The organism is Oerskovia flava, from assembly GCF_026163685.1.
GTDB lineage: Bacteria > Actinomycetota > Actinomycetes > Actinomycetales > Cellulomonadaceae > Oerskovia_A > Oerskovia_A flava.
Genome location: NZ_JAOXSR010000011.1, coordinates 57913 through 81482, shown reverse-complemented (window position 1 = coordinate 81482; position 23570 = coordinate 57913). Strand labels below are relative to the sequence as shown.

At 73.6% G+C, this 23570-nt stretch carries 19 protein-coding genes; 7 read left to right on the top strand and 12 right to left on the bottom strand.

Features of this window, described 5'->3' with window-relative positions:
- The first annotated feature begins 61 nt into the window (after positions 1-61).
- Entirely contained in the window at positions 62-712 is a 651-nt protein-coding gene (locus OHL10_RS16335; RefSeq protein ID WP_265523295.1) for an amino acid ABC transporter permease, read from the top strand.
- Positions 709-1587 (top strand): amino acid ABC transporter permease, encoded by an 879-nt coding sequence (locus OHL10_RS16330; protein WP_265523294.1) that lies wholly within the window; start codon positions 709-711, stop codon positions 1585-1587. Before OHL10_RS16335 ends, OHL10_RS16330 begins: the two co-directional genes overlap by 4 nt.
- Before the next feature lie 98 nt (positions 1588-1685).
- Here the strand turns inward: OHL10_RS16330 and OHL10_RS16325 are convergent, their stop codons facing one another.
- The 5 genes from OHL10_RS16325 to OHL10_RS16305 form a co-directional block, all read right to left on the bottom strand.
- A complete protein-coding gene (locus tag OHL10_RS16325; protein ID WP_265523293.1) occupies positions 1686-2354 on the bottom strand; it encodes a regulatory protein RecX in 669 nt (222 codons plus the stop codon).
- A 26-nt stretch (positions 2355-2380) separates the two neighbouring features.
- Positions 2381-3499 (bottom strand): recombinase RecA, encoded by a 1119-nt coding sequence (recA, locus tag OHL10_RS16320; protein ID WP_265523292.1) that lies wholly within the window; start codon positions 3497-3499, stop codon positions 2381-2383.
- A gap of 210 nt (positions 3500-3709) precedes the next feature.
- Positions 3710-4513 carry an MBL fold metallo-hydrolase gene (locus OHL10_RS16315; RefSeq protein ID WP_265523291.1) on the bottom strand — a complete coding sequence of 268 codons (804 nt, stop codon included), beginning with the start codon at positions 4511-4513 and terminating at the stop codon, positions 3710-3712.
- Positions 4510-6708, bottom strand: coding sequence for an alkaline phosphatase family protein (locus tag OHL10_RS16310; RefSeq protein WP_265523290.1), 2199 nt, complete (start codon positions 6706-6708; stop codon positions 4510-4512). Before OHL10_RS16310 ends, OHL10_RS16315 begins: the two co-directional genes overlap by 4 nt.
- 68 nt (positions 6709-6776) lie before the next feature.
- The gene (locus tag OHL10_RS16305; protein ID WP_265523289.1) at positions 6777-7010 is read right to left on the bottom strand and encodes a DUF3046 domain-containing protein; all 234 of its coding nucleotides are present in this window, start codon (positions 7008-7010) and stop codon (positions 6777-6779) included.
- Between the two features lie 76 nt (positions 7011-7086).
- Between OHL10_RS16305 and OHL10_RS16300 the strand changes: the two genes are divergently transcribed.
- Together OHL10_RS16300 and OHL10_RS16295 are read left to right on the top strand one after the other, a co-directional pair.
- Positions 7087-12024 (top strand): Lhr family ATP-dependent helicase, encoded by a 4938-nt coding sequence (locus OHL10_RS16300; protein ID WP_265523288.1) that lies wholly within the window; start codon positions 7087-7089, stop codon positions 12022-12024.
- Positions 12024-12836 (top strand): DNA-formamidopyrimidine glycosylase family protein, encoded by an 813-nt coding sequence (locus OHL10_RS16295; protein ID WP_265523287.1) that lies wholly within the window; start codon positions 12024-12026, stop codon positions 12834-12836. Before OHL10_RS16300 ends, OHL10_RS16295 begins: the two co-directional genes overlap by 1 nt.
- A 21-nt stretch (positions 12837-12857) precedes the next feature.
- Here the strand turns inward: OHL10_RS16295 and OHL10_RS16290 are convergent, their stop codons facing one another.
- The 3 genes from OHL10_RS16290 to pgsA all read right to left on the bottom strand — a co-directional run bounded on the left by OHL10_RS16290 (position 12858) and on the right by pgsA (position 14604).
- Positions 12858-13202 (bottom strand): helix-turn-helix domain-containing protein, encoded by a 345-nt coding sequence (locus OHL10_RS16290; protein WP_265523286.1) that lies wholly within the window; start codon positions 13200-13202, stop codon positions 12858-12860.
- Positions 13203-13547: 345 nt separating this feature from the next.
- The gene (locus tag OHL10_RS16285; RefSeq protein WP_265523285.1) at positions 13548-14027 is read right to left on the bottom strand and encodes a CinA family protein; all 480 of its coding nucleotides are present in this window, start codon (positions 14025-14027) and stop codon (positions 13548-13550) included.
- Positions 14017-14604 carry a CDP-diacylglycerol--glycerol-3-phosphate 3-phosphatidyltransferase gene (gene pgsA, locus OHL10_RS16280; RefSeq protein WP_265523284.1) on the bottom strand — a complete coding sequence of 196 codons (588 nt, stop codon included), beginning with the start codon at positions 14602-14604 and terminating at the stop codon, positions 14017-14019. The genes OHL10_RS16285 and pgsA overlap by 11 nt, the downstream gene beginning before the upstream one ends.
- Positions 14605-14720: 116 nt before the next feature.
- Here pgsA and OHL10_RS16275 point away from each other — a divergent pair, with 116 nt between their 5' ends.
- Entirely contained in the window at positions 14721-16025 is a 1305-nt protein-coding gene (locus OHL10_RS16275; protein ID WP_265523283.1) for a CapA family protein, read from the top strand.
- Positions 16026-16079: 54 nt separating this feature from the next.
- On the opposite strand, the gene OHL10_RS16270 is transcribed toward OHL10_RS16275, so the two are convergent.
- The gene (locus OHL10_RS16270; RefSeq protein ID WP_265523282.1) at positions 16080-18701 is read right to left on the bottom strand and encodes an FtsK/SpoIIIE family DNA translocase; all 2622 of its coding nucleotides are present in this window, start codon (positions 18699-18701) and stop codon (positions 16080-16082) included.
- A 270-nt stretch (positions 18702-18971) separates the two neighbouring features.
- Between OHL10_RS16270 and OHL10_RS16265 the strand changes: the two genes are divergently transcribed.
- Entirely contained in the window at positions 18972-19835 is an 864-nt protein-coding gene (locus tag OHL10_RS16265; protein ID WP_265523281.1) for an MBL fold metallo-hydrolase, read from the top strand.
- On the opposite strand, the gene OHL10_RS16260 is transcribed toward OHL10_RS16265, so the two are convergent.
- Positions 19825-20235 carry a hypothetical protein gene (locus tag OHL10_RS16260; protein WP_265523280.1) on the bottom strand — a complete coding sequence of 137 codons (411 nt, stop codon included), beginning with the start codon at positions 20233-20235 and terminating at the stop codon, positions 19825-19827. The genes OHL10_RS16265 and OHL10_RS16260 overlap by 11 nt on opposite strands.
- Positions 20236-20316: 81 nt before the next feature.
- Here OHL10_RS16260 and OHL10_RS16255 point away from each other — a divergent pair, with 81 nt between their 5' ends.
- Positions 20317-20937, top strand: a complete 621-nt coding sequence (locus OHL10_RS16255; protein ID WP_265523279.1) for a TetR/AcrR family transcriptional regulator — start codon at positions 20317-20319, stop codon at positions 20935-20937.
- On the opposite strand, the gene OHL10_RS16250 is transcribed toward OHL10_RS16255, so the two are convergent.
- Both OHL10_RS16250 and dapA read right to left on the bottom strand, forming a co-directional pair.
- Entirely contained in the window at positions 20934-22619 is a 1686-nt protein-coding gene (locus OHL10_RS16250; protein ID WP_265523278.1) for a ribonuclease J, read from the bottom strand. The genes OHL10_RS16255 and OHL10_RS16250 overlap by 4 nt on opposite strands.
- On the bottom strand, positions 22616-23521 hold the full coding sequence (gene dapA / locus OHL10_RS16245; protein ID WP_265523277.1) for a 4-hydroxy-tetrahydrodipicolinate synthase: 906 nt from the start codon (positions 23519-23521) through the stop codon (positions 22616-22618). The genes OHL10_RS16250 and dapA overlap by 4 nt, the downstream gene beginning before the upstream one ends.
- Positions 23522-23570: the final 49 nt, after the last annotated feature.

Below are 23570 nucleotides of genomic sequence, written 5' to 3'. Positions count from 1 at the left end.
AGGGTGTGGGAAGGGCGAACAGCCCTTCCCACACCACTGACCAGGAAGTGCAGGAACCCCTATGGACTCGGTGATCGAGTCGCTCCCCAAGCTGTGGGACGGCTTCACGACCACGCTGTTCCTCGCGGTGGTGTCGGGCGTGCTGTCCCTCGTCGTGGGGACCGTCCTCGCCGCGTTCCGCGTCTCGCCGCTGCGATCGCTCCGCATCATCGGGGCAACGATCGTCGAGATCGGCCGCAACACTCCGCTCACGCTCGTCTTCGTCTTCTTCGTCTTCATCCTCCCGACGACCGGGTACATCCTCCCCCTCGGCCGTGTTCCGGCCGTCATCGCGCTGACCGTGTACACCTCCGCCTTCGTGTGCGAGGCAGTGCGCTCAGGGATCAACAGCGTTGGTGTGGGACAGGCCGAGGCAGCCCGGGCGATCGGGCTCGGAACGGTGCAGACGTTGTCCTTGGTCGTCATCCCGCAAGCGCTGCGCACCGTGGTCCCACCCCTCATCAATGTGCTCATCGCGCTGACGAAGAACACCTCGGTCGCGGCAGGCTTCGCCGTCGTCGAGCTCACGGCGACGGGCCGGTCCCTCGCTCGCGACTTCCCGACCGACGTGCTGTGGATGCTCGGCGGGGTCGCCTTCTTCTATCTCGTGATCACGATCCCGGCAGGCACCATCGCCGGGGCGATCGAGCGACGGGTGGTGTTCAGCCGATGAGCGGCAACGTCCTGTACGACGCGCCGGGTCCACGAACCCTGCGCATCGAGCGCATCGCGTCGATTGCGGTGGGCGTCCTCATCGTCGGCTTCCTCGCGTGGGTCGTCGTCGGCATGATTGACCGCGGGCTGTTCAACGAGCGCTGGGCGATCTTCACGGACCCGCCCCGTGGTCAGAGTGCCGAGGACGTCTGGTACTCGCTGCTCGTGCGGGGTCTCGGCGCGACGCTGCGTGCTGCGGCCGTCGCGGCGCCGATCGCGCTCGCACTCGCTTTCGTCCTGGCGATCCTGCGGACGTCAGGCCTCAAGCTCGTCCGGGGGCCGGCGGTCGCGATCATCGAGCTGCTGCGCGGGATGCCGGTGCTGCTCATGATGTTCTTCGGCCTGCTGGCCTTCGGCCTGACCTCGTTCGAGGCGGTCGTCTTCGGACTTGCGCTCTACAACGCGGCCATCGTGGCGGAGATTCTGCGCGCTGGGCTCGCGGCACTGCCCAAGGGGCAGGTCGAGGCCGGCACCGCGATCGGGCTCACCCGGTGGCAGACGCTGCGCATCATCCAGCTGCCGCAGGTGGTCCGGCTGATGCTGCCGAGCCTCATCAGCCAGTTCGTCGTGCTGCTGAAGGACTCGTCGCTGGGATTCATCGTCGGTTACCCGGAGCTGTTGCGCACCATGCAGCTCAACTACAGCTTCTTCGGTGACCAGTACCGGCTCCCGCTCTTCGTCGCGGTGCTCGCGGTCTACCTGATCGTCAACGTGACGTTGTCACGGCTCGCGGTGTACATCGACCGTCGGCTGTCCGAGCGCGGGCAGCACGCGAAGCAGGCGACCGTGCTGCTCCCCGCCGGGCTGGACGTCGTGGAGACCAAGGGTCCATAGCCTGGCGGGTTCAGGCAGCAAGATCCTGACGCACCAGAGCCCGACCGAGATAGTAGGCGGTCGGGCTCTGGTGCGTCAGGAGCGTGCGTACGGCGTGATCAATGCCCGGTCGGCATGTACTGCTCGGGGCCGCCGTCCGCACCGTCGGCCTCGGCGGCGAGCTCCTCACCGGCGAGCCGCATCACGAGGTCTCCTGAGTAGCCTTTGCGCCCCATGGTGCCCATCAGGCGCCGCAGGCGGACCTGACGGTCGAGCCCTCGGGTCCGCGCGAGCCGCTTGCGGACGATCTCGCGCGCGGCCGACTCCTCGTCCTCGTCGGTGACGGCTTCGAGCGCGTCGCGGGCGCTCTCCTCGTCGATGCCGCGGCGGCGCAGCTCTTGGGTCAGCGCTCGACGCGAGAGGCCACGCTCGCTGTGCCGGGTCCGGACGAGCATGCCCGCGTACTCGGCGTCGTCGACCAGGCCGACCTCTTCGAAGCGGTCCAGCAGCGGCTCGACGACGTCCTCCGGGTACCCCTTGCGGGCGAGGGACTGCGCGAGCTCGGCCCGGCTCTTCGGCGCCGCCGTGAGGGTGCGCAGCACCGTCTCGCGCGCCCGCTCCGCGAGCTCCGCCGGGCTGATCTCGCCGCGCTCCACGAGCTCGGCGACGGTCGGGCGGGCACGCCGGCCGCGACGCTCCGGGGTGCCGTCGTCCGATCCGGAACCCCGCGACCGTCGACCGCGCGACCCGCCACCGGCGGGCTCGTCGACGTCCCCGTCACTGGCCACGTGCACGGTGTCGCGGTCCCGCCAGGTCAGAAGGGTGCCTTCTTGCCCTTGGCGGCACCACGGGCGGGCGCGGCAGCCGGGGCCACGGGTGCGGTGACCGGCTTGCCGTCGCCCGGCACCGCAGCGGCCTCAGCGGGTGCGTCCACACGAGCGCCGACCCCGAGCTTCTCCTTGATGCGCTTCTCGAGCTCGCTCGCGAGGTCGGGGTTGTCCCGCAGGAAGGACCGCGCGTTCTCCTTGCCCTGACCGAGCTGGTCACCGTCGTAGGTGAACCATGAGCCGGACTTGCGCACGAACCCGTGCTCGACGCCCATGTCGATCAGGCTGCCCTCGCGGGAGATGCCGACGCCGTAGAGGATGTCGAACTCGGCCTGCTTGAAGGGCGGCGCCATCTTGTTCTTCACGACCTTGACGCGGGTGCGGTTGCCGACGGCGTCCGTACCCTCCTTGAGGGTCTCGATCCGGCGGATGTCGAGGCGCACGGAGGCGTAGAACTTCAGCGCCTTGCCACCGGTCGTCGTCTCGGGAGAGCCGAAGAAGACACCGATCTTCTCGCGCAGCTGGTTGATGAAGATCGCCGTCGTACCGGACTGGCTCAGCGCGCCGGTGATCTTGCGCAGCGCCTGCGACATCAGCCGCGCCTGGAGACCGACGTGGCTGTCACCCATCTCGCCCTCGATCTCGGCCTTCGGCACCAGGGCCGCGACGGAGTCGATGACGATGATGTCCAGCGCACCCGAGCGGATCAGCATGTCCATGATCTCGAGCGCCTGCTCCCCGGTGTCCGGTTGGGAGACGAGCAGGGCGTCGGTGTCCACGCCGAGCTTCTTCGCGTACTCCGGGTCGAGCGCGTGCTCGGCGTCGATGAACGCCGCGATGCCGCCGGCCCGCTGCGCGCTCGCGACGGCGTGCAGCGCGACGGTCGTCTTACCGCTCGACTCCGGCCCGTACACCTCCACGACGCGTCCGCGCGGGAGCCCGCCGATGCCGAGCGCCACGTCCAGCGCGATCGAACCGGTCGGGATCACCTCGACCGGTGCACGACCGTCGTCACCGAGGCGCATCACCGAGCCCTTGCCGAAGTTGCGGTCGATCTGGGCGAGGGCGGCCTCGAGCGCCTTCTCGCGGTCTGCGGGTGCAGGCATGTCGGTCACCTTTGCGTACGGGGCGCGAGCTGGTCGCGCCGAGCTGTTCACTGCTGCTGTGTCGTGTCCCGACGGTACGTCCTGCCACCGACACGGACCCCTGCCCGACGTCGGGCTGTGGAGGAGGGCTCGCGACGGGACGGCTGTGCACAACACTACCCGAACACCTGTTCGACACGGCACCCCGGCGTCCGCGTGTCGGTCGGCCCGTCATCCCGTCCAGGACTCGCCCTGGTGGAGCACGACGACACGTGTCCCGGGCGCCTCTCGCCGTGCCGCGCGGCGGAACGCCTCCCCCGCGTAGTCCATCCACCCGCGCGGCAGGTGCCGACCGCCCGGCACGTGCAGCGTCCCCCAGTGCACAGGGACCGCCACCCGGACGCCCGCCGTCGCGCAGACCCGGGCCGCGTCGAGGGGCCCCAGGTGGCCGCGGGAGAGGCGTGGACCCCAGCCGTGCACAGGGACGAGCGCGAGGTCGATCGGTGCGCCCGCGAGCGCCGGCAGCTCCGCCAGGCCGGCGAACGCCTCGGTGTCCCCCGCCGCCCACACCGTCCGGGTGCCCGTCGCCGACGACACCTGCAGCAGGTGACCGTTCGCGGCGTTCGGGCGCCGGGGCATCGGCCGGTGGCCGTGCACGGCCCGGACGAGGCGCGCCCGGGCCCCCGGGGCGACGTCGTACCACTCGCCGTCGTCCAGCCCGACACCGCGCACGTCCTTGGTCCGCAACCAGGCCGCGTTCTCCGGTGCCGTGAGCACCGGCACCCCCGGCAGCAGGCGCAGCGAACGCAGCTGGGCGTGGTCGTGGTGCAGGTGGGACAGCAGGACGGCGTCGCTGCCCCGCCACACCTCGGCCGGACGCCGGCCGCGGCGGCGCAGGATCCCGGCGTGCCGGTGCAGGAGCGGATCGGTGACGACCCGCGTACCACCGACGTCGAGCACCACGGTGGAGTGCCCGAGCCAGGTCGCGCTCAGCCCCGGACCGCCGGGCCGCGCCGGCGCCGGCTGCCCGGTCACGTCCGCGCCCCGATCTCCTCGAGCCACGCCACGAGGCGCGTGTGGACCGCCTCGGCGCCGACGAGCATCCGCCGTGCTCCGACGTCGTCGCGCTCGCCGTCGGGGACCTCGAGACGGGCCGGGTGGACGAGGATCGCCTCGTTCTGCGCCCCGCCGAGCCCGCCGTGGGACCCGACGAGCCCTTCGAAGGCATGCACCATGCCTGTGTCGCCCACCCGGGAGACGAGCAGGAGGTCCCCCGCCTGCTCGAGGTGCGCGGCTCGCAGCAGGTCGTCCGCCGCGCGCGGACCCATGCCGACCAGCGGGTCCTCGCCCTCGACCCGCCCCGTCACCAGGTTGTGCCGGCCGCGCGGCCCGTGCGCGACGACGTCGGGCACCGGGTCGCCCGGCCCCGCACCCGGTTCCCCGGACGAGGGCGCCTCCCGCGTCACGACGACGCCCACCGCCGGGCACGCGAGCAGCCCCGGCAGCAGCGCGGGCCAGCGAGCGCGGACGGTGTCCCCGAGCACCGGGGCGGGCTCGCGCGGGAACCACACGAGGCCGAGGTTCCCGGACCCGACGACGGCGACCTCCGGCAGGTCGCCCTGCCCACCCTCCGGACCGTCGGCGGTCCCGTGAGCGCGGGCGGCGGGCCCGGGGGCGTCACCCGGGCGGCGGGCGGTGCCCACGCGGTCGGGGCCGACGAGCACCCGCCCCTCCCCGGAACGGGCCAGCGCGTTGAGCGCCGTGTTGACCGCGCCCCACTGCTCGGTCGCGGCCTCGACGTCGGCCTCCGCGCGGGACCGCTCCTCGTCGACGGGCAGCGCCATGAGCCGGCGCACCTCGGCCGCGAAGGGCCGTCCGACGACCTGCTGGAACGTCGCGCCCAGTGACTGCCCGTGGTCGGAGAGCACGACGATCTCGTAGTCCCGCGCGGCGGCCTCGGCCACCTGCTCCCACAGTCCGAGGACCTGGTCGAGCCCTTCCAGGGACCGGAGCGACTCGGGCCGCAGCGGCCCGGCGTGGTGGGCGATCTCGTCGTAGTCGACGAGGTCGACGAAGATCACGGGTGCACCCCGGACGAGCTGCTCCGCGACGAGCGACGTGTTGAGGTCCCGCAGGACGACGTTCGACAGCGCCCGCAGCGCCGGGTAGGCGCCCAGGCGGCCCACACGGGGCTCGACCCCGCGCGCCGCCTGCTGCCAGCCCTGGTACAGCTCCTTGAAGAACTCCGCGACGGTGGCCACGAGCGCACGCGACAGGACGAACGGGCTCGAGAAGAAGCGCACGAACATCTGGCCCGGCCCCATGCCCGAGCGGGCGCGGCTCATGACGAGCAGCGCCGTCGGGGCGTCACCGGAGAACATGGTCGAGACCGCGACGCCGCCCTGCGCGAGCAGGCCGTCCCCGTCGCTCGTGCGCGCCTCGACGTCCGCCGCGTCGGCCGGCCGGTTGGTCACGACCATGCGCCCGACCCCCCGGTCCCACCACCGGAACGCCGGGACGTGCGCGCTCGACCCGTGCAGCAGCCCCGCCTGGCTCGCGGGTGTCGTGGACGGCACGCACGCCCACCACGTCTCGACCCGGTGCCGACCGGAGCTCGTCCAGCGCGCGAGCGTCGGGACGAGACCCGCCTGCAGCGCGTGGTCGAAGGTCGTGCGGGAGACGCCGTCGAGCTGGACGACGAGCATCCCCCGACCGTGCACGAGCCCGTCCGGCGTCGGAGGGTCGCCCGGCCGGGCGGCGGGGCGCTGCGAGGCGTTCCCCCGCCGCGCGTCACGCGCGGCCGCTCGACGGGCACGGCGCAGCAGGTCGCCGACGACGTACTCGTTGTCCCGGGCGCCGACGCTCCAGCGACCCAGCGCCATGAGCACCGCGGCGACGACGAGGACGAGCACGACGTCGGTCCAGGCGCCGATCGTGAAGCCCGGCAGGAACGCGAGGGCCAGCCACACCACCCCGAGCTGCGCCGCGACGCCGGAGACGAGCGCACCGACCGCGCCCGACCGGACCGCGACCTGACGTAGGAGGGGGCGCAGGAGGACGTCGCCGACGGCGACCGCGAGCGCGGCGAGCGGGAGGACCGCGAGGTTCGTGACCTCGACGCCCGGTACCAGCCAGATCGCCAGGCCCAGCCCGAGCGTCGTCGAGACCAGTGACCACAGAGCCCCGGTCACGTCGCCGAGCGTGATGCCGACGGTGAACCGAGGTCTCATGGCGCCATGATGCCGCCGCCCCCGGCGCACCGCGAGCGCGGGGCGTCGGGGTCGCCCGCGGTCGTCGCTCACCGCGCGGGCGGCGCCTGCCGGTTCACGTCGTCGCCCCACCGACGGTGGTCCGGGACGTCGAGGGCGTCGCACAGGGCGTGCCAGACGACGCGCGGCTCCACCCCGTCCTCGATCGCCTGGGCCGCGGTGCGGTCGGCGAGCGCCCCGAGGACCTGGTCGCTCGCGAGGGTCCTCCCGTAGGCAGGCCCGAAGACCTCGTCGACCAGCTGCCAGAACTCCCTGTATCGCACCCGCACAGCCTCCCACGAGCGACCCTCGACCCGACGCCGTCGAGCGTCTGTGGGTGTCGACGTCCACAATGGCCGGGTGGACACGCCGAGCGACCCGAGCACGCCTGCACCCGTGCTCGCCGGGTTCACCGAGCCGACCCGGGCCTGGTTCGCGGGGGCCTTCGCGGCGCCCACCGCGGCACAGACCGGCGCGTGGGAGGCCATCAGCAGCGACCGGCACGCGCTGGTCGTGGCCCCGACGGGCTCGGGCAAGACGCTCGCGGCGTTCCTCTGGTCGCTCGACCACCTGATGTCGAGCCCTGTGCCCGAGGCCGCCCAGCGCTGCCGTGTGGTGTACGTCTCACCGCTCAAGGCCCTCGCCGCCGACGTCGAGCGCAACCTGCGCTCGCCCCTCGCCGGGATCCGCCAGGCGGCGGCGCGCGCGGGGGTCACGGTGCCCGACGTGGTCGTGGGTACCCGGACCGGGGACACCCCGGCCACCGAGCGCCGCCGGTTCGCCACCGCGCCGCCCGACATCCTCATCACCACGCCCGAGTCTCTCTTCCTCGTGCTGACCTCGCAGGCCCGCGCGGGCCTGGCCGGTGTGCGGACCGTCATCGTCGACGAGATCCACGCGGTCGCCGGCACGAAGCGCGGCGCGCATCTCGCGGTCTCGCTCGAACGGCTCGACGCCCTGCTGGAGCAGGCCGGGAGCGCGCCCGCGCAACGGGTGGGGCTGTCCGCGACCGTCCGCCCCGTCGACCGGGTCGCGACGTTCCTGGGCGGCCACCGCCCGACGTCGGAGGGCGGGCGGGAGGTGGTCGTGGTCCAACCGCCGTCGAGCAAGCGGATCGAGGTCGACATCGTCGTGCCCGTCCCGGACCTCGCGGACCTCTCGACTCCCGTCCCCGGCCGGTCGCCCGCCCCGGGGGGCGAGACGCTGCCGCCCCTGCCCCCCGGCGAGCCGGACCTCACGGGCGCCGCGGCCGGGCGCCCCCCACGGCCCTCGGTCTGGCCGCACGTCGAGGAACGGGTCGTGGACCTCGTGGCCGAGCACCGCTCGACCCTCGTGTTCACCAACTCCCGCCGCGGCGCCGAGCGGCTCACGGCCCGTATGAACGAGGTCTGGGCGGAGCGCTCCGGCGAGGACGTCCCCGACCCCGGCACGCTGCAGGCCGCGCAGGTCCAGGCGCAATCGGGAGCCGGCGTCGGCGTCGAGCCGGTCATCGCCCGCGCGCACCACGGGTCGATGAGCCGGGTCGAGCGCACCCGGACCGAGACCGAGCTCAAGGACGGCCGGCTGCCCGCGGTCGTGGCGACGTCGTCGCTCGAGCTGGGGATCGACATGGGGGCGATCGACCTCGTCGTGCAGGTCGGCGCACCGCCCTCGGTCGCGAGCGGGCTCCAGCGCATCGGGCGCGCGGGGCACCAGGTGGGTGCCGTGTCCCACGGCGTGGTGTTCCCGACGCACCGCGGCGACCTCGTGCCGTCCGCCGTCATCGCCCAGCGCATGCGCGACGGCCAGATCGAGTCGGTGCACGTCCTGTCGAACCCGTTGGACGTCCTCGCCCAGCAGGTCGTGGCGATGGTCGCGACGGAGGACTGGTCGCTCGAGGAGCTCGCAGCGACCGTCCGGCGCAGCGCTCCCTTCGCGCGGCTCGGTGACGCGACGCTGCACGCCGTGCTCGACATGCTCGCGGGCCGCTACCCGAGCGAGGACTTCGGCGAGCTCCGCGCGCGGGTCGTGTGGGACCGCGTGGCCGGGACGCTCAGCGGCCGACCCGGGGCGCTGCGCCTCGCGGTCACCAGCGGCGGCACCATCCCGGACCGTGGGCTCTACGGGGTGTTCCTCGCCGGCGGGGGGTCCGAGGGTGCGGGACCGTCCGGCACGGGCGGTGCGGGCGGAGGATCGGCGGGCGGCGGCTCGGGGACCGGCGACCGCCCGCGGGGCGGCAAGCGGGTCGGCGAGCTGGACGAGGAGATGGTCTACGAGTCCCGCGTGGGCGACACGTTCACCCTCGGCTCGAGCACGTGGCGGATCGAGGACATCACGCCCGACCGGGTGCTCGTCACGCCGGCGCCCGGGCTGCCGGGCCGCCTGCCCTTCTGGAAGGGCGACTCCCCCGGCCGGCCGGCCGAGCTGGGCCGCGCCGTCGGCCGTTGGGTGCGCGAGCAGGTCGACGAGCCGTCGGCCGACCGACGCCGCGAGCGCCTGCTCGCCGCCGGGCTCGACCCCTGGGCGGCGGACAACCTCGAGGCCTACCTCACGGAGCAGCGCACGGCGACGGGCACGGTGCCCGACGACCGGACCGTGGTGGTCGAGCGGTTCCGTGACGAGCTCGGGGACTGGCGGGTCGTGATCCACTCGCCGTACGGGGCGCGGGTGCACGCGCCCTGGGCGCTCGTGCTGGGAGCACGCCTGCGGGAACGCTACGGGATGGACTCCGCCGCCATGCACGCCGACGACGGGATCGTGCTGCGGCTCCCCGACACGGGTGACGACGCGTGGGAGAACCCGGACGGTGCGCGCGCCGCGCAGGTCACGCTCGACGACCTGCTGGCCGATGCGGACGCGGTCCTGGAGGAGGTCCGGGCGGAGCTCGGCTCCTCGATCATGTTCGCGGCGCGCTTCCGCGAGGCGGCGGCGCGTGCCCTGCTGCTCCCGCGGCGCCGCCCCGACCGACGCCAGCCCCTGTGGCAGCAGCGGCAGCGCTCGGCCCAGCTGCTCTCGGTCGCGTCTCGCTACCCCGAGTTCCCGATCGTGCTCGAGGCGGCGCGCGAGTGCCTCCAGGACGACTTCGACGTCGACGCGCTCGGGGCGCTCATGGGCGACGTGGCGGCCGGGCGGGTCCGGGTCGTCGAGGTGACGACCCCGACGCCCTCGCCCTTCGCGCAGTCCCTGCTCTTCGGCTACACGGCGCAGTTCCTGTACGACGGCGACGCGCCGCTGGCCGAGCGCCGGGCCGCGGCGCTCTCGCTCGACCCCACGCTCCTCGCCGAGCTGCTGGGCGGCGAGGGCGGTGCCGCCCAGCTCGCCGACCTGCTCGACCCGGACGCGATCGAACGGACCGAGGCCGAGCTCGGCGCGCTCGTGCACGACCGCCAGGCCCGGCACGCCGAGGACCTGTGGGACCTGCTGCGCCGGCTGGGGCCGCTGCCCGCGGGCGAGCTCGCGCTGCGCACACGGCCGGACGTCCGGGACGAGGTCACCACCTGGCTCACCGACCTCGCCGCGGCGCGACGGGTCATCGAGGTGCGCATCGCCGGGGTCGACGCCGCGAGCGCGCGGCAGTGGGCCGTGGCGGAGGACGCCGGCCGCCTCCGGGACGCGCTCGGCGTCGCCCTGCCCACCGGCATCCCCGAGGCGTTCACCGAGCTCGTGCCCGACCCGCTCGGCGACCTCGTCCGGCGCCACGCCCGCACGCACGGCCCGTTCGCGGCACAGCAGGTGGCGCACCGGTTCGGTCTCGGCATCGCGGTGGTCGTCGCCGCGCTCGAACGCCTCGAGAGCGCCCGGCTGGTGGTCCGCGGACGGCTGCGGCCCGAGTCGATCGGCGGGACCGGCGACGAGTGGTGCGACGCCGACGTCCTGCGCACGCTGCGCCGCCGCTCGCTCGCCGCGCTGCGGGCCGAGGTCGAGCCCGTCGAGCAGGAGGCGCTCGGCGTGTTCCTGCCCCGGTGGCACCAGGTCGGTGCACTGCGGGGGGTCGACGGCGTCCTGCGGGTCGTCGAGCAGCTGTCCGGGTCCGCCGTGCCGGCCTCGGCCCTGGAGACGCTGGTGCTGCCGGCACGGGTCGTCGACTACTCGCCCGCCATGCTCGACGAGCTCACGACGACCGGCGAGGTGCTGTGGTGCGGTCACGGCGCCCTGCCCGGCGGCCGCGACGGGACGGTCAGCCTGCACCTCGCCGACGCGGCTGCGCTGACCCTGCCCGACGTCACGCCGATCGAGGAGGGCTCCGCAGCGGACTCCGCCCTGCACGCGGCGATCCTGGAGGTGCTCGCCGGCGCGGGAGGGCACTTCCTCCCCCGCCTCGCCGACCTCGTCGAGGCACCGCAGGCGACCGTGCTCGAGGCCCTGTGGGACCTGGTGTGGGCCGGGCAGGTGACGAACGACGGGCTCGGCGCCCTGCGCAGCCGCCTGGGGGCGAGCGGCGGGGCGCACCGGGCTCCGCGGGCACCGGCCCGGGTGCGGCCCGTGCGCCGGTCACGGTTCGCGACGCTCGGCGCACTGCCCCGGCAGGTGGAGACCGACCTGCGGGGCGGCTCGGGACGCTGGTCCGCGCTGCCGGCGCGCGAGCCCGACCCGACCCGCCGCGCGCACGCGCTCACGCGGGTGCTGCTCGACCGGCACGGCGTGCTCACCCGGGCGGCCGCACCGTCAGAGGGTGTCACCGGGTACTTCCGTGGGGTCTACCGTGTGCTCGCCGAGCTCGAGACCACCGGGTCGGTGCGCCGGGGCTACTTCGTCGAGCATCTCGGCGGCTCCCAGTTCGCGCTCCAGGGAGCCGTCGACCAGCTCCGGACCGACGCCCAGGACCGCACCCGTGCTCGCGAGCTGGGCCGGGACCCCGGAGGAGATCCGGCAGACGACCGTGACCGTCCCGGTCGGGCCGTGCTGCTCGCGGCGACCGATCCCGCCAACCCGTACGGCGCGGCGCTCCCCTGGCCCGAGTCCGGCGGGGCGGGCGACCCCACCCGCCGGGCGCACCGCCCGGGACGCAAGGCGGGGGCCGTCGTCGTGCTCGTGGACGGTGACCTGGTGCTCTACGTCGAGCGTGGCGGCCGGTCGCTCCTGACGTTCGGGGTGAGCCCCGGCCCCGACGAGGAGCAGGCTCCCGCGGCGCTCGGGATGGCGTGCGCGGCGCTCGTGCGCGCCGCACGCACCAAGGTCCTCGGTCGGCTCGTCGTCCAGCGCATCGACGGCGCGGAGGCGCTCTCCGGCGACGGGAGCACGGGCGCCCGCGCGACCGGCGTCACCGCCGCGCTCCTGCACGCCGGCTTCGCACCGACACCCCGCGGTCTGAGGATCTGATGCCCGAGGGTGACGTCGTGCGGCGCACCGCCGACCGGCTCGACGCGGCGCTCAGCCACCGCACGCTCACCCGCGCCGAGCTGCGCTGGCCGGACGTCTCCGACGTCGGGCTGCTGGGTCGTACCGTGCTGGAGACGACGGCCTACGGCAAGCACCTGCTCACACGGCTCGACGACGGCCGTACCCTGCACACGCACCTGCGGATGGAGGGGCAGTGGCGTGTCGACCGCACCGGCTCGCGCGGCGCGGCGGCTCGCGGGACGCAGGTGCGGGCCGTGCTCGCCAACCAGTGGTGGACCTGCACGGGCAACCGGCTCGGCATGCTCGACCTGCTACGCACGCGCGACGAAGCACGGATCACCGGCCCCCTCGGGCCGGACATCCTCGCTCCCGACTTCCTCGAGGCGGGCCTCGACGTGGCGCTGGAACGGATCCGCGCAGCCGACGCGCGCGGCGGGTTCCACCAGGAGTACCCGCCGAACGAGGGCCTGCCGGTCGCGGACGCGCTGCTGAGCCAGCGCGGCGTGGCGGGGATCGGCACGTACTACGCGGCCGAGGCGCTCTTCGCCCGCCGCCAGTGGCCCTGGACGCCGGTACGCGACGTCGCGGACCTGCGCGGGATCGTCCTCGCCGCCCGCACGCTCATGCGAACCTCGGTCGAGCACGGCATCGACGCCCGCGGACGGCACGTGCACGCGAGAGCACAACAGGCGTGCCACACCTGTGGCACGCCTGTCGCCGTCGCACCGGCGAACCGTCCGCCGTACGAACGGCCGATCTTCTACTGCCCGACCTGCCAGCCGCGGGCGTAGGACGCCTGGGGAAGGCCGTCGTCAGCCGACCGGCTGAAGGTCCTCGCGGCGTCCGCCTGCCCGCTCGGCCCCGCCGCGGCTGAGCACGGCGGTGGCGAAGTCGGCAGGGATGGTGTCGGGGATGAGCAGACCCTCGGCGACGGCGATCCGGTCACTGACCTCACGCAGCACCAGCGACATCGGGACGTCGAGCGCCTCGCAGATCGACCCCAGCAGCTCGGACGACGCTTCCTTCTGACCGCGCTCGACCTCGCTGAGGTACCCCAGGGAGACTCGCGCGGCGGAGGACACCTCTCGCAGGGTCCTGCCCTGTCGCTGACGAGCGTCTCGCAGCACGTCCCCGATCTCTCGGCGGAGAACAACCATGGGGCGACCCCCTTCCGTGTCCCGTGCGACCGGAGGAACCTGTGGCGCTCCTGTCGCGGTTCGACTACCTGTCTTGATGCTCGTCGTGCCTCGTGAACCCCGGGAGGGGTTCGTCCTACCGTACCCCGCACTCGGTCCAGACTCATGCGCTGGTCGGTTCATGGGCCTCTTGGTGGTCACGTCGATTTCAACGTGCGGCCGGGCGGGGTTGTTCCCGGCTCCGACGCAGGTCCCGGGCGAATCCCGGGCGACATCGTGCCCCACCGGCCGGTGTTCACGGACTCTCTACCAGGCCTTCGCAGCCTCGCCGCGGCGACGGTGCACCGGGAAAAAATCACCCCCGGGTCACCCGATCGTCTCGACGGCCAGCGCCAGCACCTCGCGCGCAGCCTGTGCCCGGACGGCACCTCTGCCCCCGGTGAGGTGCACCTCGTGCACACGCACCGCCCGGGGCGTCGCGACGGCCACGTAGACGAGCCCCGGCTCCTTCCCGTCCTGGGCCTCGGGCCCCGCTACGCCGGTCGTCGAGAGCCCGACGTCGGCCCCGGTCGCCGCACACACCCCCGCCGCCATCTGCCGGGCGACGTCCGGGTCGACGGGCCCGCCCTCGGCGAGGAGCACCGGGTCGACCCCGAGGAGGATGCTCTTGAGGTCGGTGGCGTACGCGACGATCCCGCCACGCAGCACGGCCGACGCCCCGGGGACGTCCACGAGCGAGGACGTGACCATGCCGCCCGTGAGGGACTCGGCCACCGCGAGAGTCCACGATCGTGCGCCGACGGCAGCGAGCACCTGCTCGGCCAGGGCGCGAGTGTCAGCGCTCACGAGCGTTCACGGCGTCGCGGCGCAGGCGCCACCCCTGCACGAGGTACTCCACCCCCGTGACCACCGTGACGAGCAGCGCGGCGGCGAGGACGACCCAGGCGACCACGGCGATCCACCCCGGGAGCACGCTGAGCGGGAGCAGGAAGAGCGTGATCGCGACCGCCTGCAGGACGGTCTTGAGCTTGCCGCCGCGGGACGCCGGCAGCACCGTGTACGCGAGCACGGCGAACCGCATGAGCGTGATCGCGAGCTCGCGCGCCAGCACGACGACCGTGACCCACCACGGCAGGTCGCCGAGCACGGACAGCAGGACGAGCGCGGTCCCGATGAGGAGCTTGTCGGCGATCGGGTCGAGCAGCTTGCCCAGGTCGGTGATGAGCCCGTGCTTGCGCGCCAGGTACCCGTCGAGACGGTCGCTCGCGGCCGCCACGACGAAGATGCCGGTCGCCACGAGCCGCCAGGTCGTCGTCTCCCCGCCGTCGACCAGCAGCGCCCAGGCGAAGAACGGCACCAGCGCGATGCGGGCGATCGTCACGGCGTTCGCCGAGTTCCAGGGTGACGGGGCAGCAGGGACCACGCCTCCAGCCTAGGCGCTGCCGACCTGTCGACCGACCACGAGGGCGTCGTCCGCCCGTGTTACGGGTCGATCACGACAGTTCCGGTCGACGAGAGCGCCACGGTAGCCTCGACGGTGTGACGCGCCACGCCCCCACGAGGAGGAGCCGCAGGGTTCTGCTCCTCCTCCTCGTCGCCGTCCTCGCGGCCGGCGTGACGGCGGCGTTCGCCTGGTGGTTCGTCGCACCGCCCGCGCCCGAAAGGACGGAAGCGGGAACCGGTGCCAGCGCCAGCGCGCCGACGCCGAGCCGGCCCCTCGCCCCGACACCGACGCCCGCCCCCGAACCGGACGCCGAGTTCACGATCGTGGCGACCGGGGACCTGCTGCCGCACATGCCGGTGCTCGTCTCGGCACGGACCGACGAGGGCGGGCACGACTTCGGCCCCCTGCTCAGCGGGATCGACCCGTGGGTGCGGGGCGCCGACCTGGCGCTGTGCCACCTCGAGGTGCCGATCGTGCCGGAGGGAGAGTCCCCGAGCGGCTTCCCGCTCTTCGGGACGGTGCCGCAGCTCGCCGACGACCTGCGCACCCAGGGGTGGACCGGTTGCTCGACCGCGTCCAACCACTCGGTAGACCGGGGGTACGCCGGGGTGACGAGCACGCTGGACACCTTCGACGCCGCCGGGCTCGGCCACGTCGGGACCGCACGCAGCACCGAGGAGGCCGCTGCGCCACAGCTCTACGAGCTCGAGCGCGAGGGTCGCACCATCACGGTGGCCCAGCTGTCCGCGACCTACAGCCTCAACGGGCTCTCCATGCCGGCCGAGGCGCCCTGGGCCGCGACGCTCATCGACACCGACGAGCTCGTCGCGCAGGCGGCCGCAGCACGGGACGACGGGGCCGACCTCGTGGTCGTCAGCATCCACGCCGGAGTGGAGTACGTCTCGGCACCGACCCCCGAGCAGGAGGAGATCGCCCGCGTGCTGGCCGCTTCCGGCGAGATCGACCTCTACGTGGGCCATCACGCACACGTGCCCCAGCCCGTGGAGCTCCTGCCGGGCGGCCCGGACGACGAGGGCATGTGGACGGCCTACGGCCTCGGGAACTTCCTGTCCAACCAGGGCGCGCACTGCTGCACGCCCCGGACCGACTCGGGACTGCTGCTCACCGCCACCGTGACCCAGCCCGCGGACGGGCCCGCGCGTGTGACGGCCGCGAACTGGACGGCGGTGACCGTCGACCTCGACGGCGGCCACCGGGTGCATGCCATCGCCGAGGTGCTCGACGAGGGCACCGGCTCCCTGAGCCCTGCCGAGCTGCGAGCCCGCTACGACCGGGTGCTCGACGCCGTCGGGACCGGCGCTCCTGAGCGCACCGAGCCGCCGGTGGCTACCGGCCCCCCGGCGACCGTCGTCCCGCGAGGGGCCGCGGCCACCGGCTGACCGTGGAACTTCTGACCGGGGTAGGTGGGACAGAGGCGCCCCCGACCGACGCGATCACCGGGCGTGCCACTCGGCCTCACCGTCGGAGCCGTCGTGGTACTCCTGCGCGACGGCGGGCATGTGCCCGTCCGTCCCGTCCGAGTAGTCACGTCCACCGGACGGCGCGGCGGGCGCCTGGTCGTCGTAGACCTCCTGGGACGGCTCGCCCCGGATCAGCGCGAGCGCCGCGGGGAGCTCTTCCGCGGTCACAAGGACCTCACGGGCCTTCGAGCCCTCCGACGGGCCCACGATCTCCCGCGACTCCAGCAGGTCCATGAGTCGCCCGGCCTTGGCGAAGCCGACCCGCAGCTTGCGCTGCAGCATCGAGGTCGACCCGAACTGCGTCGTCACGACGAGCTCGGTGGCCTGGAGCAGCAGGTCCAGGTCGTCACCGATGTCCTCGTCGACCTGCTTCTTCGTCACCTGCACGGCGACGTCCTCGCGGTAGGTCGGCTTCAGCTGGGACTTGACGTGCTCCACGACGGCGTGGACCTCGCTCTCGCCGACCCACGCCCCCTGCACTCGCATCGGCTTGGCCGCGCCCATGGGCAGGAAGAGCGCGTCACCCTGACCGATGAGCTTCTCGGCGCCCGGCTGGTCGAGGACCACACGGGAGTCCGCGAGGGACGACGTCGCGAACGCCAGCCGCGAGGGCACGTTCGCTTTGATGAGGCCCGTGACGACGTCCACCGACGGCCGCTGCGTGGCCAGCACGAGGTGGATCCCCGCGGCGCGGGCGAGCTGGGTGATCCGCTGGATCGAGGCCTCGACGTCGCGTGGCGCGACCATCATGAGGTCGGCCAGCTCGTCGACGACGACCAGGAGGTACGGGTAGGGCGCGATCTTGCGCTCGGACCCGGGCAGCGGCTTGACCTTCCCGGACCGGACCGCCGTGTTGAAGTCGTCGATGTGCTTGTACCCGAAGGCGGCGAGGTCGTCGTACCGGGCGTCCATCTCCCGCACGACCCACTCGAGCGCCTCGGCGGCCTTCTTGGGGTTGGTGATGATCGGGGTGATCAGGTGCGGGATGCCCTCGTAGATCGTCAGCTCGACCCGCTTGGGGTCGACGAGCACGAGGCGTACCTGCTCGGGTGTCGAGCGCATGAGGATCGACGTGATCATCGAGTTGATGAAGCTCGACTTACCGGCGCCGGTGGCGCCCGCGACGAGGATGTGCGGCATCTTCGCGAGGTTCGCGACGACGTACCCGCCCTCGACGTCCTTGCCCACGCCCATGACCATCGGGTGCTCGGTCCGCCGCGCTGCCGAGGAACGCAGCACGTCACCGAGCACGACCGTCTCGCGGTCGGTGTTCGGGATCTCGATGCCGATCGCGGACTTGCCCGGGATGGGCGCGAGGATACGGACGTCGGCGCTCGCCACGGCGTAGGCGATGTTGTTGGACAACGACGTGATGCGCTCGACCTTGACCTTGGGCCCGACCTCGACCTCGTAGCGGGTGACCGTGGGTCCCCGGGTGAAGCCGGTGACCTTCGCGTCGACCTCGAACTGCTCGAACGTCTTGGTGAGCGCGTCGACCACACGGTCGTTCGCCGCCGACCGCACCTTGTGCGGGGCGCCCTTGACGAGCGAGTCCTCGCTCGGCAGGAGGTAGACCGTGTCGCCCTCCAGCATCGGCTGCACACCGCGCGGCACCGGGGTGTTCGGCGGGGGCGGGGGCGTCGACTCGGCCGGCACGAGCACGTCGGCCTCGGGCAGGGCTGCCGGCACGACCTGCGTCGGCGCGTCGGGCCCGACGGACCCGGCCGTCGGCCCGGGTGCCCGGCCACGTCCGCCCTTGCGCGCTGCCTGCGTGCGCGCGGCCTCCTCCTCGGCCTCGAGGAACGCGGCCTTCTCGAAGGCCTCGTCGCCGACGTACCCGCCCTCGAGCCGTTCGGTCTCGGCCGCCTCGGCGGCGCGCTGCGCCTTCGTCCTGCGGGCCTTGCGGCCGCGGCCACGCGCCGGGGCGGCCGGCTCCTCGTCGCCGTCGTGGCGCGAGACGCCGTCCGCGAGCTGCAGGGAGTCGTCGGCGGCGCGCTGCTCGTGCGCACCGTGGTTCCCGGTGAGCCGGTCGTAGAGCTCCTGGAGGCGGCTCGGGATCGCGTGCACCGGCGTCGCCGTCACGACGAGGATCCCGAAGAACCCGAGGAGCAGGAAGATCGGCACCGCGAACCAGTGGGTCAGGCCGACGGTGACCGGGGTGGCGAAGATGTAGCCGATCACTCCCCCGGCGTCCTGCACCGCGGCGAACCCGTCGCGCGGGGCGGGCAGGTCGTCGGCGATGTGCACCAGCGAGCAGACCGACACCGTGAGGAAGCTCAGGCCGATGGCGACGCGCGAGTTCGCCTGGGCCCGCTCGGGGTGGCGCATGATCCGCACGGCGAGCCACAGCAGCAGCGCGGGCACGGCGACGCCGACCACACCGAACACGCCGGCGACCACGGCGTGCACGCCGGTGCCGAACGCTCCGTCGATGCCCCACCACTCGCGGGCCGCGACGACGACAGCGAGCGCGAGCAGGAGGAACGCGACACCGTCGCGCCTGTGTGAGGGGTCCAGCTCTCTTGCTCCCTTACCGATCTTGCGGGTGAGCGACCCGACCGCGTGGGCGCAGCCGAGCCAGACGCTCCGCAGCATCCGCACGGGCCACGGTGGCCGCCGAGGTGCCGGCGCACGGCTCCCCGAGCGTGCCGAGGAGGCGCCACGCGCCGACGAGCCCCCGCCGGCACGGCCACCCTTGGTCGCCGTGCTGCGAGCGCTCGCGGGCCGTCTCGCCTGGGTCTTCCGCTGGGAGGACGTCCGGGTCGCCATAGTCGTCCTAAAGTACCCGGGAACGGCGACGTCCCGGCGCACCCCGCGCCGAGGACGCGTGTCCGGGAAACGCAGCACCCAGCAACCGGAGGCCTGATGACACCGCCGAACCGACCGGGACGCGACCTCGAGGAGGTGGCACCGGGGGTCTGGGTGGCCACCGCGACGATCTGGACGACGACCTCGACGGTCGTGGTGGACGACGGTCGTGCGCTCGTCGTCGACCCGGGCGTGACGGTCGCCGAGGTCGACGCCCTCGCGGCCGAGGTCGAGCGGCGCGGGTGGCGGGTGGCCGCGGGCTTCGCGACGCACCCGCACTGGGACCACGTGCTGTGGACCCGGTCCTGGGGCACGGTGCCGCGATGGGCGACGGCCGTCTGCGCGGCGGAGGCCGCCCGCCGGGCGCGCGCGGGCCACGAGGAGGCCGACCGCCTCGCACCGGGGCACGACCACGACCTCGGCACCGGGCTGCGCCCCCTGCCCGCCGGGTCCGCGACGCTCCCCTGGCCCGAGGGCGACAGCAGCACCGGCAGCGGCAGCATGGCGCGCCCGGTCGTCGTCGAGCACACGGCGCACGCTCCGGGCCACGCGGCGCTGGTCGCGCGCGGGGTGCTGCTCGCGGGCGACATGCTCTCGGACACCGAGGTCCCGCTCCTGGACGAGTCGGCCGCGGACCCCTTCGGCGACTACCGCGCCGCCCTCGTCCTGCTGGAGTCGACGGTCCGCGACCTGTCCGTGGACGTCCTGGTCCCGGGCCACGGGCACCCGGCACGAGGCCCGGCGCAGATCGCCGCCCGTTTCGCGGCGGACCGCGCCTACCTCGACGCGCTGCAGGAAGCGGTGCGCGCCACGAGCCCGCACGGCACGCCGGTCGTCGACCCCCGGCTCGCGGGCTACGTCGCGCAGTGGCACGCCGCCCAGCTCGCGGCGCTGCGCGGACCGTCCGCCGCTACGCCCTGAGCAGCCCGACCCCCAGCGTGACGACCCCCGCCGCGAGCACCACGGCACCGACCGGGAGCAGGACGACGGCGCGTGACGGCTTCTCGCGGCCGGACCCGAGGGCCGAGAGGAAGAACCCCGCCGGCATGACGATCGCGGACACGAGCACCCCCGTGGCCGCGAGCCAGCGCCAGAACCCCGTGAGGTCGGTCGCCTCGGCGAGGAGCACGCAGACGAGGCCGAGGATGACGAGCACGCCCGCGTGCGCGTGCCCGGCGCGGTAGAACGACGTCTGGAAGCCGGTGGCGGGGACCTTGGCGGTGACGACGGAGACGAGGAAGGCTCCGCCCGACTCGATCGCGACGACGGAGAGCAGGACGATCCCTGCGGTGATGCGGGCGGCATCGGTGAGCTCGAGCACGGGTGACCTCCGGAAGATGTTTGCGAACACTGTTATAAAACACCGTTCGCGAACCGTCGTCAAGGGTTCTAGACTCGTCGCGTGGCCCGACCCCGACTGCACGACGACGCCCTGCGCACCCGCCTGCTCGACGCGACGTCCGAGGTCATCTCCCGGCGCGGCGAGGCGGCCGTGACCGTCCGCTCGGTCGCCGCCGACGCGGGGACGAGCCCGTCCGCCGTCTACGCCCTGTTCGGCAGCCGCGACGACCTCGTCGCCGCCGTGAGCGCCGAGGGCTATCGACGGTTCGCGGCTCACCTGTCGGCCGTCCCCACGACGGACGACCCGGGGGCCGACCTCGCCGGCCTCGGTCGTGCGTACCGCGAGTTCGCGCTCGGCGAGCCCCACTTCTACGCCGTGATGTTCGCCCGGGCGATCAGGCAGGGTGCCGACGCACCCGAGGCCGTCGAGCAGACGACGTTCCTCGTGCTGCGGGACGCCGTCGCCCGTCTGCTGCCCGACGCCGCACCCGCCGTGGTCGGGCAGGTCGCCTTCGGCCTGTGGGGCCTCGTGCACGGCATGGCGGGCCTCGAGCTCGCCGGGCTCGCGCCGGGCGGGCGCGCGGAGGCGGACGCCCGGTTCGACGCGGCGCTGGGCGCCGTCGGCCGGGGTCTCGTCGACGGACTCCTCGGGCGGGTACCCACGCCCGGTCGTGCGCGCTAGGCCTCGACGACCACCGGGACGATCATCGGTCGGCGACGCAGCCGCGTCGCGACCCACCGTCCGACGACGCGCCGCATCACCTGCTGGAGCTGGTGGGTGTCGGTCGCGCCACCGGTGATCGCATCCTCGAGCGCCCGGACGACGTCGGGGCGGATGTCCTCGAAGACCGAGTCGTCCTCGGCGAACCCGCGCGCGAGGATCTGCGGCCCCGCGAGGACCTTGCCCGTGGCGGAGTCGACGACCGCGAAGACGGAGATGAAGCCCTCCTCGCCGAGGATGCGCCGGTCCTTGAGCTCCGCGTCGGTGATCTCCCCCACGCTCGAGCCGTCGACGTACACGTAGCCGCACGGCACCGCGCCCACGACCGACGCCACACCGTCGACGAGGTCGACGACGACACCGTCCTCGGCGAGCACCACGCGGTCCGCGGGCACCCCCGTCCGCACCGCGAGCGCCGCGTTGGCCACGAGGTGGCGGTACTCGCCGTGCACCGGCATGACGTTCCTGGGCCGCACGATGTTGTAGCAGTACAGCAGCTCGCCGGCGCTGGCGTGCCCGGAGACGTGCACCCTGGCGTTGCCGCCGTGGACCACACGAGCACCCAACCGGGTGAGGCCGTTGATGATGCGGAAGACCGCGTTCTCGTTGCCCGGGATGAGCGACGAGGCGAGGATCACCGTGTCGCCCGGACCGACCGACACCTTGTGGTCGCCGTTGGCCATCCGGGACAGCGCGGCCATCGGTTCGCCCTGGGACCCGGTGCACATGAGCACGGTCTCGTCGTCCCGCAGCGAGTCGACCTTCTTGAGGTCGATGAGCACACCCTCGGGGACGTGGAGGTAGCCGAGCTCGGCGGCGATGCCCATGTTGCGGATCATCGACCGTCCCACCAGCGCGACCCGACGGCCGTGCGCGTGCGCGGCGTCGAGCACCTGCTGGACCCGGTGGACGTGGGAGGAGAACGACGCGACGATGATCCGCTTCCGGGAGGCGGCGAAGACCTCGTCGAGGACCGGGCCGATCTCGACCTCGGGGGTCACGAACCCGGGGACCTCGGCGTTCGTGGAGTCCACCATAAAGAGATCGACGCCCTGCTCGCCGAGCCGGGCGAAGGCACGCAGGTCGGTGATGCGCCCGTCGAGGGGCAGCTGGTCCATCTTGAAGTCGCCCGTGTGCAGCACCGTGCCCGCCGCGGTGGTGACCGCGACGGCGAGCGCGTCCGGGATCGAGTGGTTGACCGCGACGAACTCGCAGGAGAAGACGCCGAGCTGCTCGACCTGCCCCTCGCTGACCACGAGCGTGCGGGGCGCGAGGCGGTGCTCCTTGAGCTTCGCCTCGACGAACGCGAGCGTCAGCCGGGAGCCCACCACAGGGATGTCGGGACGCTGCCGCAGCAGGTACGGCACCGCCCCGATGTGGTCCTCGTGCCCGTGCGTGAGGACGATCGCCTCGACGTCCTCGAGGCGGTCGGCAATGTGGTCGAAGTCCGGCAGGATCAGGTCGACACCCGGCTGGTGGTCCTCGGGGAACAGCACACCGCAGTCGATGACGAGCAGGCGACCGGCGTGCTCGAGGACCGCCATGTTGCGGCCGACCTCGCCGAGCCCGCCCAGGGCGACGACCCGCAGGGCGCCGTCGGGCAGCGCGGGGGGCAGCGACAGCTCGGGGTGGGGGTGGCTCACGGGGCCAGCCCGGCTGCCTCGAGCGCAGCGCGCACGAGGTCGACCTCGGCGTCGGTGGCACCGACGTTCGGCAGCCGCAGGTGCCGGTTGTCCGTCAGCCCCACGACCTCGAGCACAGCCTTGATCATGACCGCCTGGAAACCCGCACCGTTCACCGCGTCGATCACGGGGGCCGAGCGGCGGAAGACCTCGAGCGCCCCGGTCACGTCGCCCGCGTCGAAGCGGGCCACGACCTCGGCGAACCTCCCGCCGAGGACGTGCCCGGCGACGGACACGATGCCGGCCCCGCCGTGGACGAGGAACGGCAGGAGCAGCGAGTCGTCCCCGCTGTACCAGGCGAGGCCGGTGGCGTCGGCGAGCCGCATCGCCGCGTACACGTCGGCCGTCGCGTCCTTGGTCGCCACGATGCGCTCGTGCTCGGCCACGCGCGCGTAGGTCGCCGGGGCGATGCGCACGCCCGCGCGGCCCGGGATGTCGTAGAGCATCACGGGCAGGTCGGTGGAGTCGGCGATCGTGGCGAAGTGCCGGTACAGGCCCTCCTGGTTGGGCCGCGAGTAGTACGGCGAGACGACGAGGAGGCCGTCCGCGCCGACCTCGGCCGCCTGCACCGCCATCCGGATCGCGTGCTCGGTGTCGTTCGAGCACGCGCCCGCCACCACGGCCGCGCGGTCGCCCACGGCGTCGACCACCGCGGCGACGAGGTCCTGCTTCTCCGGCGCGTGCGTGGTCGGCGACTCCCCCGTCGTGCCGTTGAGCACGATCCCGTCGTTGCCGTCGTCGACCAGGCGCTTCGCGACGCGCACGGCGGCGTCGAGGTCGATCGACCCGTCGGGGGTCATCGGCGTGACCATGGCGGTGAGGACGGCGCCGAACGGGCGCGCAGGCGTCGAGGGAAGGGCCATGTGCACAAACTACCGTGCGCTGCGCCCTGCTCGTCCGACCTCTCGTACG